General features: G+C 63.6%; 12 protein-coding genes. 9 read left to right on the forward strand and 3 right to left on the reverse strand.

The window, feature by feature from the left end; translation table 11 throughout:
* Positions 1 to 8: 8 nt before the first annotated feature.
* Positions 9 to 1,196, reverse strand: coding sequence for a 4-hydroxybenzoate 3-monooxygenase (gene pobA, locus ABVN19_RS12075; RefSeq protein ID WP_028944814.1), 1,188 nt, complete (start codon positions 1,194 to 1,196; stop codon positions 9 to 11).
* Positions 1,197 to 1,383: 187 nt separating this feature from the next.
* Here pobA and ABVN19_RS12080 point away from each other — a divergent pair, with 187 nt between their 5' ends.
* Positions 1,384 to 2,259, forward strand: a complete 876-nt coding sequence (locus ABVN19_RS12080; RefSeq protein WP_028944813.1) for a helix-turn-helix domain-containing protein — start codon at positions 1,384 to 1,386, stop codon at positions 2,257 to 2,259.
* A gap of 522 nt (positions 2,260 to 2,781) precedes the next feature.
* Positions 2,782 to 3,705, forward strand: coding sequence for a transporter (locus ABVN19_RS12085; protein WP_105642821.1), 924 nt, complete (start codon positions 2,782 to 2,784; stop codon positions 3,703 to 3,705).
* Between the two features lie 12 nt (positions 3,706 to 3,717).
* Here ABVN19_RS12085 and ABVN19_RS12090 read toward each other — a convergent pair whose 3' ends face one another.
* A complete protein-coding gene (locus tag ABVN19_RS12090; protein ID WP_028944811.1) occupies positions 3,718 to 5,556 on the reverse strand; it encodes a sigma-54-dependent Fis family transcriptional regulator in 1,839 nt (612 codons plus the stop codon).
* A 330-nt stretch (positions 5,557 to 5,886) separates the two neighbouring features.
* On the opposite strand from ABVN19_RS12090, the gene pchA reads away from it, so the two are divergent.
* The 4 genes from pchA to ABVN19_RS12110 are packed head-to-tail and all read left to right on the forward strand — an operon-like array spanning position 5,887 to position 10,019.
* A complete protein-coding gene (gene pchA, locus ABVN19_RS12095) occupies positions 5,887 to 7,362 on the forward strand; it encodes a 4-hydroxybenzaldehyde dehydrogenase (RefSeq protein ID WP_105642822.1) in 1,476 nt (491 codons plus the stop codon).
* Between the two features lie 38 nt (positions 7,363 to 7,400).
* Positions 7,401 to 7,736, forward strand: a complete 336-nt coding sequence (locus ABVN19_RS12100; RefSeq protein WP_028944809.1) for a cytochrome c — start codon at positions 7,401 to 7,403, stop codon at positions 7,734 to 7,736.
* 10 nt (positions 7,737 to 7,746) lie between these two features.
* Positions 7,747 to 8,439, forward strand: coding sequence for a hypothetical protein (locus ABVN19_RS12105; protein WP_342418295.1), 693 nt, complete (start codon positions 7,747 to 7,749; stop codon positions 8,437 to 8,439).
* A gap of 11 nt (positions 8,440 to 8,450) precedes the next feature.
* On the forward strand, positions 8,451 to 10,019 hold the full coding sequence (locus ABVN19_RS12110) for an FAD-binding oxidoreductase (RefSeq protein WP_028944807.1): 1,569 nt from the start codon (positions 8,451 to 8,453) through the stop codon (positions 10,017 to 10,019).
* 164 nt (positions 10,020 to 10,183) lie between these two features.
* On the opposite strand, the gene ABVN19_RS12115 is transcribed toward ABVN19_RS12110, so the two are convergent.
* Positions 10,184 to 11,233, reverse strand: a complete 1,050-nt coding sequence (locus ABVN19_RS12115; protein WP_105642823.1) for an AraC family transcriptional regulator — start codon at positions 11,231 to 11,233, stop codon at positions 10,184 to 10,186.
* A 134-nt stretch (positions 11,234 to 11,367) separates the two neighbouring features.
* On the opposite strand from ABVN19_RS12115, the gene ABVN19_RS12120 reads away from it, so the two are divergent.
* From ABVN19_RS12120 to ABVN19_RS12130, 3 genes are read left to right on the forward strand one after another with little or no spacing between them, the layout of a single operon-like run.
* Complete coding sequence (locus tag ABVN19_RS12120; protein WP_028944805.1) at positions 11,368 to 12,054, forward strand: OmpW family outer membrane protein; 687 nt, start codon at positions 11,368 to 11,370, stop codon at positions 12,052 to 12,054.
* A 40-nt stretch (positions 12,055 to 12,094) separates the two neighbouring features.
* Entirely contained in the window at positions 12,095 to 13,714 is a 1,620-nt protein-coding gene (locus ABVN19_RS12125; RefSeq protein WP_028944804.1) for a GMC family oxidoreductase N-terminal domain-containing protein, read from the forward strand.
* A 3-nt stretch (positions 13,715 to 13,717) separates the two neighbouring features.
* Positions 13,718 to 15,151 (forward strand): coniferyl aldehyde dehydrogenase, encoded by a 1,434-nt coding sequence (locus ABVN19_RS12130; protein WP_028944803.1) that lies wholly within the window; start codon positions 13,718 to 13,720, stop codon positions 15,149 to 15,151.
* The last annotated feature ends 56 nt before the right edge of the window (positions 15,152 to 15,207 follow it).

Genomic DNA, 15,207 nt, shown 5'->3' on the forward strand with positions numbered 1-15,207 from the left:
TCCTTCACTTACTCGATGGCTTCGTAGGGCAGGCCCACGTAGTTTTCGGCGATGTTGACCAGACCGGCGTGAGAGTTGAAGAAGTACTCGCGGTCGGCCTGTTGCATCTTGTGGTCCCAGGCGTCCTTGTGCTCGCCAAAGTCATGCAGCAGGTTGGTCATGAACCAGCTGAAGCGCTCACCCTTCCACACCCGGCGCAAGGCCAGTTCCGAGTACTTTTCGAGCAAGTCGGTGCGTCCCTCGCCATATACCTTGACCAGGATCCGGTACAGGTAGCACACGTCGGAGGCCGCCAGGTTCAGGCCCTTGGCACCGGTAGGCGGAACGATATGCGCGGCATCGCCCACCAGGAACAGCTTGCCGTACTGCATCGGCTCCACCACGTAGCTGCGCAGTGGCGCGATGCTTTTTTCCAACGACGGCCCGGTAACCAGTCGCTCACCGACTTCCTCGGGCAAACGCGCCTTGAGCTCATCCCAGAAGCGCTCATCGGACCAGTCATCGACATGGTCGGTCAGCGGCACTTGCAGGTAGTAGCGGCTGCGGGTCAGCGAGCGCTGGCTGCACAGCACGAAGCCACGGTCGTGATGGGCATAGATCAGTTCATGATTGACCGGCGGGGTGTCCGACAGCAGGCCGAGCCAGCCGAAGGGATAGACACGCTCGTAATGGGTCAGCACCGACTCGGGAATGCTCTTGCGCGCGACACCGTGGAAACCGTCGCAGCCGGCAATGTAGTCGCAATCGATGCGGTGGGTCTGGCCGTCTTTCTCGTAGGTGACGTAGGGCTGCTCACCCTTCATTTCATGGGGTTGGACGTTGTTGGCCGAATAGATGATCGGTGCGCCGCAGGCTTCGCGGGCCTGCATCAGGTCACGGGTGACTTCGGTCTGGCCGTAGACCATCACCGTCTTGCCTTCGGTGAGAGCCTTGAGGTCGACGCGGATGCGCTTGCCGCCGACCAGCAGTTCGACGCCGTCGTGTACCAGGCCTTCGGCGTCCATGCGCTCGGAGACACCGGCTTCGCGCAGCAGATCGACCGTGCCCTGCTCGAGCACCCCGGCACGGATGCGGCCCAGCACGTAGTCCGGGGTCTGGCGTTCGAGAATCACGGTGTCGATACCGGCCTTGTGCAGCAACTGGCCGAGTAACAACCCGGAAGGGCCTGCACCGATAATGGCTACCTGAGTCTTCATTGTTCTTGTCTCGCGTGGGGGCTCCACACGCCGCCTGGGCAGCACCTTGGAGCTTTTGTTGTTATTGACCCCTGCATTTTTGCTGACAAAAACCGCCAGAAAAGGTGATATTGCTCCGGTTAATTGCACTTTTGAACAATCAGTTCGATTATCGAACAACGCTAAGCTACCCGGCAGGTTGCCCACAATGACAAGATCCAGCCTTCCCAGAATCCCCGTGTTCAAGCTGTACGGTGAAAACCAGGCCTGGCCGACTCCCGATCTGCTGCACTGCGAATCCATCCCCAAGCGCAGCAGCCTGCACCATTGGGAGATCAAACCGCACCGTCACGCCGACCTGTTCCAGTTGCTGTATGTGCGTCGCGGCCACGCCCGGCTGGAGATCGAAGGCAAGCGCAGCGATGTGCATGAGGCGGCGATCCAGGTGATCCCGCCAATGACCGTACATGGCTTTCAGTTTTCCGCCGACATCGATGGCTACGTACTCACCCTCGGTGCCCCGCTGGTGGCGCAACTGGAGGCCCAACTGGGCGCGCCCCTGACCGTCCTGGCTTCGATCGGCTGCTACCCGCTGGGCCGCGACCGCCAGGCCCTGCACACCTTGATCCATGTGTTGCACCAGGAGTACGAAGGCAGCGCCCCGGCACGCGATCTACTGCTGCACTCACTGATTACCAGCCTGATGGTATGGATCAGCCGCCAACGCCAGCACAACACACACCCGGGTAACCGCGACGAGCGCAACCAGCAATTACTGGGGCGCTACATCAAATTGGTGGAGCAGCATTACCGCGAGCACCTGTCGGTGGAGCACTTCGCCCACCGCCTGGGTATCTCCAGCGTGCACCTGAACATCCTCTGTCGCGAGCTTGCCGGGCAGACCGCTTTGCAAATCATCCACCAGCGCCTGCTGCTCGAAGCACGGCGCAACCTGATCTACACCAACATGAGCATCAGCCAGCTTTCCGACAGCCTGGGCTTCAGCGACCCCACCTATTTCTCGCGATTCTTCAGGCGACTGTGCGGGCAGACGCCCAACGCCTTCCGCCAGTCTGCACTGTAGGAGCGGGCTTGCCCCGCGCACAGCAGGTACCACCGGCACAATCCAGGTGCTATTGCCTGATTTGGAGTAGCCGCTGCCGAGGTACGAGGCTGCGATCGACTGCAAGGCAGTCGCCTATCTCGCGCTTCATCGGATTGAAAAGATTGCGGCCGCTTCGCGCCCGATCGCAGCCTGACGGCAGCGGCTGCACAGTGCTTGGCATCACCGCCAGATCCCAAACCCATCACAAAGGGCGCCAAAGCCAAGGGAATTACAATACTGGGTGACCAGGTATTCTACGGTAGGAGCGAGCTTGCCCCGCGATAGCAATCCGACTGCCACACCGCTATCGCGGAGCAAGTCGAGACCTCGCACCGCCGCGCCTGCCGAGACTTTTATTCACCCCGCTGAATTTTCTTAATAAATCCCGCCAAGTAAAACCCATTGAAAAACCTAACCTATTGATATTTAAAGTAATTAAACCTGGCACACATCTTGAGAGGGTCCCGAGCGAATCACACATAACAATAAGGCTGACCTCTCATGCTCAAACACTCTCCCCGCCACCTCACCGCCGGCCTGCTCCTGACCACCTGCGCCTTGCACGCCCACGCTTCCGAAGGCGGTATCTCCTCCTGGCCCAATGGCATCGAAATCTACGGCATGGGCATCCTCCCGCCCCCAGGCACCTACGGCCAACTGTTCGCCGGCAACTACCTGGCCGACACTCTGCGCGACAACAGCGGTGACAAGGCCGCCGACATCGACCTGCGCGTTACAACCCTCGCCCCTCGCTTCGTCTGGGTCACCGAGCAGAAGGTGTTCGGCGGCGACCTGGGTTTTCACGCCCTGTTGCCGCTGAACGATATGCGCCTGAACGTCAAGAACGGCCCTCATGACCACAAGCGCGGCATCGGCGATGCTCACCTGGGCCCGGTGATCGGTTTTCACCCCAGCGAAAAATTGCACATCGCGACCGGCGTCGATTTCGTCCTGCCCACCGCCAGCGAATACGACGAAGACGACCTGATCAACCTGGGCAACAATTACTACACCGTGCAAGCCGTACTGGCCATGACCTACCTGGACCCCGACGGCCTGAATGCCGACATCCGCCTGATGCACGACTACAACTTCGAGAACCGCGCCACAAACTATCAGTCCGGGCGCGAGCTGCACGCCGACTACACCCTCGGCTGGGGCCTTGGCAATGGTTGGGTGCTGGGCGTTGGCGGGCATGCCTACCAGCAGATCAGCGACGATAAATGCAGCGCCAGCGACTGCGACGCCGCCGCCCTGGTCGATGCCAGCGGCGGCAACCGCGGACGCTCGTTCTCCATCGGCCCTGCCGTGCAGTACAGCAGCAAGCAGGGCTGGATGTTCAGCGCCAAATGGCAGGATGAGTCCGGGGTGCGCAACCGCGCCGAAGGTCAGACCTACTGGTTCAAGTTCACCACTGCGCTCTGACCCAGCGCCCGGTCAGCTGCCCTTGAGCCGGTAGCTGACCTGGGCACGGCTCATGCCGAGCATCTGCGCAGCGGCGGTGACATTGCCACCGGAGCGCTCCAGTGCCAGTTGCACCAGGCGCCGCTCGATCTCCTCCAGCGACGTACCCAGCACCCGCTGCTGGCCGCTGAAAAACGCCTGCAGGCTGGCCAGTTCCGGCGCCCCGCCATCGGCCGATTGCGCCGCGTCGCCCTCGCAGGCCGGCATCGGCGCAGACGGCACCTTGCCCATGGCCAAGCGCCCTTCCGTGGTCAGGCCTATGGCTGCCTCCATCAACGGTGCACCGGCTTCGGCCAGGTGCACCACGTCCATCACTTCGCCGTCACTGGCCGCGATCACGCCACGCTCGACCAGGTTCTGCAATTCGCGAATGTTGCCGGGAAAACGGTAGGTCAGCAGCGCATTGACCAGGCGCATGCTGAAGCCCGCCAACTGGCGGCCATGACGCTGGCTGAAGGTGCGCAGGAAATAGCTCATCAGCAGCGGGATGTCTTCGCGCCGCTCACGCAACGGCGGCAAGTGAATGGGAAACACGTTCAGACGGTAGAACAGGTCTTCGCGGAAGCGCCCCGCCTCCACCTCACGGCGCAGGTCCAGGTTGGTGGCGGCAATCACCCGTACATCCACCTGGATCGGCGCACTGCCGCCCACGCGCTCGATCTCGCCTTCTTGCAGGGCGCGCAGGATCTTGCTTTGCGCATGCAGGCTCAAGGTGCCGATTTCATCGAGGAACAGCGTGCCGCCGTGGGCCCGTTCAAAGCGCCCTGGCCGCGAACGTTCGGCCCCGGTGTAGGCACCACGCTCGACCCCGAACAACTCGGCCTCCACCAGGTTCTCCGGCAGGGTCGCGCAATTGAGCGCCACCATCGGGATGTGCTGACGACTGCTGGCCTGATGCAAGGTACGGGCGAACAACTCCTTGCCCACTCCCGACTCACCGGTAAGCAACACCGTGGCCTGGGTTGGCGCTACCCGTTGGAGCAACTGGCTGGCCGCCACGAAACTTGCCGAGATCCCCACCAGCGGCTTGCCGTCGGCAGGCACTTCAAGCTCCGCCACCGGTGTTTCGACACCGCTGTGATAGGCGCTGCGGCTGAGAAAGTCCCCCGGGTCCAGGTAAGCCAGGTCGATGTCGATATCGTCCCACTGCTCGGCAGGCTTGCCGACGATCCGGCAGGCGCCGTGGCCCATGGCCCGGCACTGGTGCTCGCGAAACACTACCAGGCGTCCGAGCAACGAGGAGGCATAGCCGCTGGCGTAGCCGATCTCCATCCAGCACGCCGGCTCCCCGCCCAGGCCGTAGGCGGCGATGTGCTCATCGACCTCCAGGGAGTTGTGCCAGAGAAACTCGGAATAGAAATGACCAATGCTCGAATCGATCTCGAAGCGCACTACCTCGACATTGACCATGCCCTCGAGCATGTGCAGCCGCGGGCCTGCGCTGTAGAGGCTGGCGTGATCGCCCTCGGGCCATTGCTCGCTGACCTGGGCGGCATCGCGGGCTCCGGCTTGCCAGCCAATGCGGGTGAGCAGGCCACGGGCCTTGTCCAGGCCCAGGGCGTCGATCAGCTCGCGGCGAATGGCACCAAAGGCCGAGCCTTGCAGCAGCATCATGCGCTGGCCGCACAGCCAGATGCTGCCGTCCTGGGGCGCAAAGGCCACCGACTCGGCCAGTTGCTCAGCCGAAGGCAGGCCTGTGCTGCCAAATTGATTGGTGCGATCGACGATCAGGCGCTTGTGACGGCCGAGCAGCTGCTTGAAAAACGCTTCGTCCACGGGCCGACCCGATTTGCCAGGTGTTGTAGGAGTCATAGGCAATAAGTGCAAGGCAGAAGGTAAGGCCTTCAGTATGCCCCCCGCCCCGGCCGGGTCAATCGGCAGTCAGTCGCGGGGCGCCTTCAACGCGGGTAAACGTCCGATAACCGCACAGATTCTTCCCCCTTCACCCGCGTTGCCGAGCTTTCTGCAAATGCCGGATTCTCTGCATAAATTTTCGCACCCCAGCGACTGCCGCCGTGCTAATGAATGTTCAATCACACACTTAACACACTGTTTTTATTGGTTTTTTAGCAATTAACACGAGCTGGCACGATAGTTGTTAAGGGCTGTTCATCGCAATGTCACAACAAAAGAGAGAAGCCGATGACACCCTCCCGCCCTGCCTACCAGAACCTTCATCTGCAGCCCTTGGCCGGCCAGTGGCGCGCCGGCAGTGCCGAGCGCTCGCTGACGGTGACCGACCCTTTCAACCAGCAGGCCTTGCTGCTCATTCCCCTGGCCAACCGCGATGACCTCGACGCCGCCTACCGTGGCGCCCGGCAGGTACAGGCCGAGTGGGCCGTGCAGGCGCCCGCCGCCCGCAGCCAGGTGATGCTGGCAGCGGCGCGCATTTTTGATGAGCGCCGCGAAGAGATCATCGACTGGATCATCCGCGAGTCCGGCAGCACCCGGATCAAGGCCCAGATCGAATGGGGCGCCGCCCGCGCCATCATCCTCGAATCGGCCAGCCTGCCCAGCCGCGTACATGGGCGCATCGTCGCCTCGAACATTCCCGGCAAGGAAAGCCGCGTGTACCGCAAGCCCCTGGGCGTAATCGGGGTGATCAGCCCGTGGAACTTCCCCCTGCACCTGACCGCCCGCTCCCTGGCCCCTGCCCTGGCCCTGGGCAACACCGTGGTGGTCAAGCCGGCCAGCGACACGCCGGTCACTGGCGGCCTGCTGCTGGCGCGCATTTTCGAGGAAGCCGGGTTACCGGCAGGTGCCCTGAACGTGGTGGTCGGTGCCGGTGCCGAGATCGGTGACGCCTTCGTCGAGCACCCGGTGCCGGCGTTCATTTCTTTCACAGGCTCCACCCAGGTGGGCCGCAACATCGGCCGTATCGCCAGCGGTGGCGAACACCTCAAGCACCTGGCCCTTGAGCTGGGCGGCAATAGCCCGTTCGTGGTGCTGGCCGATGCCGACCTTGAGCAAGCGGTCAATGCCGCCGTGGTGGGCAAGTTCCTGCACCAGGGGCAGATCTGCATGGCGGTCAACCGCATCATTGTCGAGCAACCGCTGCTGGCGGCCTTCACCGAGCGTTTCGTCGAGCGGGTCAAGGCCCTGCCCTGTGGCGACCCGAGCCTGCCCGGCACGGTGATCGGCCCGGTCATCAACGAACGGCAACTGGCCGGCCTGCAAGACAAGATCGCCACCGCCCAGGCTGAGGGCGCCCAACTGCTGACCGGTGGCCTGGCCCAAGGCAACGTGTTGCCCCCCCATGTGTTCGGCAACGTCACCGCCGACATGGACATTGCCCACGAAGAAATCTTCGGCCCGCTGGTGGGTATCCAGGCTGCACGCGATGCCGAGCATGCCCTGGAACTGGCCAACCGCAGCGAGTACGGGCTGTCGAGCGCGGTGTTCACTGCCAGCCTCGAACGTGGCGTGCAGTTCGCCCAGCGGATCCAGGCCGGCATGACCCATATCAACGACATCCCGGTCAACGACGAGCCCAACGCCCCGTTCGGTGGCGAGAAAAACTCAGGGCTTGGGCGCTTCAACGGCGACTGGGCCATCGAGGAGTTCACCACCGACCACTGGATCACCGTGCAGCACCGTCCACGGGCCTACCCATTCTGATTGCCTTGCCCCAACCCCATAACAATAAGGAGTCCGCTATGTCCCTACTGCCCAACCACCCGGCTGTGCGACGGACCGTCAATGCCTGCCTTGCCCTGCCCCTGATCCTGCTTGCCGGCAGCGCCGCCGCCAGTGGCGACGGTGCATTCAAAAGCGGCGAGGACGTCTACGCCAAAGTCTGCGGCCACTGCCACGAAGGCCAGGTCGGCCCGCAGATCAAGGGCCGGCAACTGCCGCCAGCCTACATCAGCGCCATCGTGCGCAATGGCTTTCGCGCCATGCCGGCATTCCCGGCCTCGTTCATCGACGACAACGCCCTGCAACAAGTGGGCGAGTACCTGGCCAAGTCCCCTGCCCCTGCAGCCAAACCGTGAGGGCCCGCCCATGATGACTATCGAACGTCGCGCATTGCTCAAGGGCATGGCCGTGGGTGGGGTGGCCGGCATCGCCATGGCCAGCTCCGGCCTGGGCCTGGCCAACACCGTGCTGGGCCGTTCCACTTCGGGCCAGGTGCCCACGCGGGTGCTGGTCAGTCCCGAGGTGGCCGGCTCGGCATTTGTCCAGGGTATCCAGGCCAGCCCGATTGCACCTCAGGTGCAGGTGATGCCCATTGCCCCGGAACTGGGCGTGCTGATGCAAGTGCAGCAGCACCTTGCCAGCGGCCAGGCCCAGCGCCTGATCGGCCTGCTCGACGACGCCAGCGCCGCTCTGCTCATCGACCTGGCCCGCAGCGCAGGCGCCCGGGTGCAGTGGCTGGGCCAGCACAGCGCCACATCAGAGCGCACTGCGCACCGCTTGCTCAGCGCCCAGGTCTCGCATGGCTGCGCCCTGCAACTGGGCCAACATCTCAATGCCTGCGGCCAGGGTTTCAGGCTGCACGAACAACGCCTGCACAGCCCGGCGCCAACCCTGGAGGTGGCAACCGCCAGTCGCACCCGGGGCGGTGATCAATGGGCCGCCACCCTGGGTTACGCCCTGGCTGTACTGGGCAGCACCGACACTGGCCAGGCGCCGCTGATTGCCAGCCGCCCCTCGGCACTGGCCGGCACCTACGTGTCGTTCTCGATCGCAGTCTGAAGGATTCCAACATGAGCCAAGCAACCGCCAACACCCTGCTGCCCCGTGGCGTCAACGACGCCAATTTCCAGCAAGCCATCGCCCAGTTCCGCGCCTTGCTGGGCGATGAGAATGTCCTGGTCAAGGACGAGCAACTGATTCCCTACAACAAGATCATGATGGCCGTGGACAACGCCGAACATGCGCCGTCGGCCGCCGTCACCGCCACCACCGTCGAGCAGGTGCAAGGCGTGGTGAAGATCTGCAACCAGTTCAAGGTGCCGGTCTGGACCATCTCCACCGGCCGCAACTTCGGCTACGGCTCGGCCGCCCCCGGCCAACGTGGCCAGGTGATCCTGGATCTGAAAAAGATGAACAAGATCCTGCACGTGGACCCAGAGCTGTGCACCGCCCTGGTCGAACCCGGCGTCACCTACCAGCAGCTCTACGACTACATCCAGGAGCACAACCTGCCGCTGATGCTGTCGTTCTCGGCACCCTCCGCCATTGCCGGTCCCCTGGGCAACACCATGGACCGCGGCGTGGGCTACACCCCCTACGGCGAGCACTTCCTCATGCAGTGCGGCATGGAAGTGGTGCTGGCCAACGGCGACCTGTATCGCACGGGCATGGGCGGGGTCAAAGGCGACAACGCCTGGCAGGTGTTCAAGTGGGGCTACGGCCCGACTCTGGACGGCATGTTCACCCAGGCCAACTATGGCATCTGCACCAAGATGGGGTTCTGGCTGATGCCCAAGCCGCCGGTGTTCAAGCCGTTCGAGATCAAGTTCGACAACCAGTCGGACATTGCCGAAATCGTCGAATTCATCCGCCCGCTGCGCATCGCCCAGGTCATCCCCAACTCCGTGGTGATTGCCGGCGTGCTGTGGGAAGCCTCCACCTGCAACACCCGCCGCAGCGACTACACCCTGGAACCCGGCGCTACCCCCGACGCCATCCTCAAGCAGATCCAGAAAGACAAGAACCTCGGAGCCTGGAACGTCTATGCCGCCCTGTACGGCACCCAGGAACAGGTCGACGTGAACTGGAACATCGTCACCGGCGCCCTCAAGCAATTGGGCAAGGGCCGTATCGTCACCCAGGAAGAGGCCGGCGATACCCAGCCGTTCAAATACCGCGCCCAGTTGATGTCCGGGGTACCCAACCTGCAGGAGTTCGGCCTGTACAACTGGCGCGGCGGTGGCGGTTCGATGTGGTTCGCCCCTGTCAGCCAGGCGCGTGGCAGCGAGTGCGACAAACAGCAGGCGCTGGCCAAGAAAATCCTCAACAAGCACGGCCTGGACTATGTCGGTGAGTTCATCGTCGGCTGGCGTGACATGCACCATGTGATTGACGTGCTGTACGACCGCAGCAGCCCCGAGGAAACCCAGCGCGCCAATGCCTGCTTCGCCGAATTGCTGGATGTCTTCGAGCAGGAAGGCTACGCCGTGTACCGGGTCAACACCGCCTTCCAGGAGCGGGTGGCGCAGAGCTATGGGACGGTCAAGCGCAAACTTGAACACACCCTCAAGCGCGCCCTGGACCCGAACAACATCCTTGCCCCGGGCAAGTCCGGCATCGACCTGGCCAACCCGTTCTAGAACCACGACCGTTGCGCGGCCGATCGCAGGCTGTCGCCAGCGGCTACACCATCATCTGTAGCCGCTGCCGAGCAACGAGGCTGCGATCGGCCGCACAGGGGCCGTATCCAGATGCGCAGGATGCAAGGGCCTTCGCGGGGGCAAGCTCGCTCCCACAGCCTCCTTCACACGGTGCTGCGCAAAGCCTTGCGGTAGTCCCCCGGCGACCGCCCGGTCCACTTCCTGAAGGCCTTGCGAAAGTTGGCCGCTTCGGAAAAACCGACCTGGGCGGCCAGCTCATCCATGGGCATGTCACTCTGCTGCAAAAACTCGATGGCCAGGGCGCAGCGCACTTCATCGAGCACACTCTGGTAGGTGCGCTGCTGTTCGGCCAGGCGCCGGTGCAGTGTGCGGGTCGACAGCCCCAGGGTCTCGGCCACCGCGTCCACCCCCGGAAAACGCCCGCTGCGGCTCAGGCAGACCATGCGCACCGACTCGATCAGGTCGGATTCATCCGGCAGGCTGGCCACCAGTTGCTGGCAGAACCCCATGGTCATCGCCGAGGTAATCGGGTTGGCATTCGGACAAGGCAGTTGCAGCACGCTCGCGTCGAAACGCCACTCCATCACCTCGCTGTTGAACACCACCGGGCAGCGAAATACCGCCTCATAACACTGCCAGTAGTCCGGCGCAGGATAGGGCAACAACAGCCGTACCGAGGGAAAGGGCTTTTCCAGCACGCACTGCACCAGTGAGTGAATGGAGGCAAACCAGAACTCCGTTGCCAGGGGCATCAGCTCGCCCAGGGCGAAAAAACCCTGGCCGCTGAACACCCCTTCGCTGCCTTCCAGGCGAAATGACTTCTCGAAAATCGGCCCCAGCAGGCGGATATGACGGATACCGAAATCGACCGCCTGGCCAAAGGTCTCGCTGCTCATCATGGCGTAGCCAAAGATGCCGAAATCACTCAGGCGCTGCCGCCCACCGGCGCGCAGGCCGCTGTCGGCATGGTGCATCAGGCGCTTCATGTTGGCGAAGATCACCAGCTTCTGGCGGTGCGAGATGCGGGTATTGGGGTCGAGCATCTGCTCGGGCGAAAGCTCGGTGCCCTGCAGCAGGCCGACCGGGTCTACGCCCTGGCTCTGCAGCTCGGCCACCAGGGCCGGCAAGCCGAGCATGTTGTGCTGCGGAATATCCAGGGACGTGCCATAGGCGCCAACGATTAGCTGAGTCATCACAGGGTCTCCCTTTTCCGGTGGCAGAAATTAACCCCCGCACTGGCGTATTACAACCTCCCGCCGTGCAACGCAGCGTTGCAGCATCAGCACCGTTGAACCACTCGACAACAATAATAAAACCTGAGGCTTTCATGAAACGACTGCTTGCTACCACGCTGGCCGCGTGCGTGCCGCTGATTTCACTGCCGTCGCTGGCAAGCGACGCACCGCTCAATATCGTGCGTATCGGCTATGCCGACATCCAGTTCAACACCGACTCGGGCGACATGACCGGCATGCCCGGCACCACCCCAGACTACATCCAGGCCACCGTGCGCGACACCGGCACCCTGGCACTGGTGTATGAGCGTAGCCTCGGCGGCCCCTGGTCGCTGGTGATGCAGGCCGGCGCACCGCCGGTCATCGACTTCGATGGCGCAGGCTCTGCCGCGCCCCTGGGCAAGGTCGGCAGCGCCCGGGCCTGGTTCCCGGCGGTGCTGCTGGCCTACAACTTCGACGTGTTTGGCGTCCAGCCCTACATCGCCCTGGGGGTCAATTACACCTGGTTCAGCGAAGAGAAAATGACCGCCGCCTACAACGCCGCCTTCGGCGGCCCGTCCAGTTCAAAGCTGGATGACTCGTTCGGGGCCGTGGCCAAGGTCGGCGTGGAAGTGCCCCTTATCGGCAACTGGACGGCCGGTTTCTCCTACGCCCGCTACTGGATCGACACCACCGCCACCATCAAGACCCAGACCCCGGGCCTGGGCCAGGTCACCCGCAAGATCGACGTCGAGGCCGACCCCGACGTCTATTCGCTGACCGTCGGCTACCGCTTCTGACCCCTCTGCCTATTGCCTGCGCACTCACGGAGCGCCACACATGACCACTGAACACATCAACAGCACCTTCGACTACATCGTGATCGGTGGCGGCTCGGCAGGTTGCGTGATTGCCAGCCGCTTGAGCGAAGACCCAGCCATCAGCGTCTGCCTGCTCGAAGCCGGCGGTGCCGACACCAGCGTGCTGATCCACGCCCCGGTGGGCATGGTTGCCATGCTGCCCACGCGGATCAACAACTGGGCGTTCCAGACCGTGCCCCAGCAGGGCCTCAACGGCCGTCGCGGCTACCAGCCACGGGGCAAGACCCTTGGCGGTTCCAGTTCGATCAACGCCATGCTGTATGTGCGCGGCCATCGCCAGGACTACGACCAGTGGGCGGCGCTGGGCAACAAGGGCTGGTCCTATGATGAGGTGCTGCCCTACTTCATCAAGTCCGAACAGAACCACAGCCTCAACGATGACTACCACGGCCAGCACGGCCCGCTCAGCGTCACCGAAGTGACCTGCCCCAGCGCCTTGAACGCGGCATTTCTCCAAGCCGCCAAGCTCAACGGCATTGGCCGTACCCCGGACTACAACGGCGTCGAGCAGGAAGGCGCGTTCATGTACCAGGTCACTCAGCGCAATGGCGAGCGCTGCAGCGCGGCCAAGGCGTTTCTCACCCCCAATCTCGATCGCCGCAACCTCAAGGTGCTGACCGGTGCCACAGTCGAACGGATTCTGCTGGAAGGTGCCCGTGCCACAGGTGTGCAACTGCGCCAGGGCAGCGAACGCATCGTGCTCAAGGTGCGCCACGAGGTGGTGCTCAGCGCCGGCAGCTTCGGCTCGCCCCAGGTGCTGATGCTCTCGGGTATCGGACCGCGCCATGAACTGCAAAAGCACGGCATCAAGGTCGCCCATGAGCTGCCCGGCGTCGGCCAGAACCTGCAGGACCACATCGACTACGTGTTCACCTACCGCAGCCGCAACAAAAGCGAAACCTTCGGCTTCTCGCCCACCTTCAGCTGGAAGATGCTCAAGGCCATGGCCCAGTGGAAGCGCGAACGCAAGGGCCTGGTCACCTCGCCCTTCGCCGAGTCCGGGGCCTTCTTCAAAAGCCACCCCGCGCTTGAAATGCCCGACCTGCAACTGATCTTCGTCCCCGCCATCGTCGATGACCATGCGCGCAAGATGCGCCCGGGGCATGGTTTCAGTTGCCACCTGACCCTGCTGCGCCCCAAGAGCCGCGGCACGGTCAGCCTCGCCAGCACCGACCCCAGCGCAGCACCGCTGATCGACCCGTGCTTTTTCAGCGAGCCGCAGGACCTTGAGGTGTTGATGCGCGGCGCCGACATCCAGCGCGCCATTCTCGACGCCTCGCCCCTGGCCCCCTACCGCGGCAAGCCGCTGTACCCGCTGGCCCAACAGGATCGCCAGGCCGTGGAGCAGGACATCCGCAACCGCGCCGACACCCAGTACCACCCGGTAGGCACCTGCAAGATGGGCCACGACCCACTGGCCGTAGTCGACGATCAACTGCGCGTACACGGCATCGCCGGCCTGCGCGTAGCCGATGCGTCAATCATGCCGACACTGATCGGCGGCAATACCAATGCCCCGAGCATCATGATCGGTGAAAAAGCCGCCGACCTGCTGCTGCGCAGCCGCCAGGAGGGATAAACCATGAATGATCTGTCACACGCACCCGACACCGAAGAAATCGCACGCATGCACCCGATGCTGCAACGCCAGCGCCAGGCCTTCGACGCGCAGCCCCACGCCCCGCTGAACGTTCGCCTGAACAACCTCAAGCGCCTGATTGCTGTGTTGCGCCGCTACCAGCAGCGCATCGTCGAAGCCGTTGATGCCGACTTCGGTGGCCGCGCCGCATTCGAGACCCTGCAGATCGAAGTGCTCGGCCCAGTGCTGCATGCACGCCACGCCATTGCCCACCTGCGGCGCTGGATGAAGCCTGAGCGGCGCAAGACCGAACTGCTGTTTCTCGGCAACAAGGCCTGGGTGCAATACCAGCCCAAGGGCGTGGTGGGCATCGTCGGCACCTGGAACTTCCCTCTGTACCTGACCCTGGGGCCGCTGGTGACCGCCCTGGCCGCCGGCAATCGGGCGATGATCAAGGTCTCGGAATTCGCTCCGCACAGCCGCCAGCTGCTGCAGACGATGCTCGCCGAGGTGTTCGATGAAGACGAAGTGGCCGTGTTCGGCGGCCAGTTGGCCAGCGCCCAGGCGTTCACCGCCTTGCCGCTCGATCACCTGGTGTTCACCGGTGCGCCGCAGGTGGGGCACCACGTGATGCGCGCCGCAGCCGAGCACCTGGTGCCGGTCACCCTGGAACTGGGTGGCAAGTCGCCAGCGCTGGTCGGCGAGCACGCCAACCTTGAGGATGCCGCCTTGCGCATCGCCCACGGCAAAGGTTTCAACGCGGGCCAGGTGTGCGTTGCCCCAGACTACGTACTGGTACCCCAGGGTAAGGCCCGGGGGTTTGCCGAAGCGCTCAAGCAGGCGTTCGAGGGCCTTTACCCCGACCCTGCCAACAGCGCCGACTACACCAGCATCATCAGCGAGCGTCACGCCCTGCGCCTGCAGGGCTTGCTGGACGACGCCCGGAGCAAGGGCGCGAAGGTCATCAGTTGCCGAAACACCTCCAGCTCGCCTCGGCGCCTGGCGCTGCAAGTGATCACCGGGGTCAGCGATGAGATGCGCGTGGCCCAGGAAGAAATCTTCGGGCCGTTGCTGCCGATCATCGAGTACCGCGATCTCGACCAGGCCATTGCCTACATCCGTGCCCGACCCCGGCCTTTGGCGCTCTACCCCTTCGGCCTCGAAGCGCGGCAAACCGAGCGCGTGCTGGAACAGACCCACAGCGGCGGCGTGACCCTGGACGATTGGGCCTGGCATGCCTTCCAGCACGACCTGCCCTTCGGTGGCATCGGCAACTCCGGCATGGGTTCCTACCACGGTGAAGAAGGCTTCCGCGCCTTGTCCCATGGCAAGGCCGTGCTCAAGCGCCAGCGCTGGTTCCCCACCCAATTGTTCTACCCGCCTTATGGCCGCTGGGTACAACGCCTGGCCGTCAGGCTCTATCTGGGCAAACCGTGAGACATGCCCCACAGCCTGGCTGTGGGGCACCCGGCAGGTGGGCGGCTTCGATCTAT

The sequence above is a fragment of the Pseudomonas vranovensis genome (assembly GCF_040438935.1).
Taxonomy (GTDB): Bacteria; Pseudomonadota; Gammaproteobacteria; order Pseudomonadales; family Pseudomonadaceae; genus Aquipseudomonas; species Aquipseudomonas vranovensis.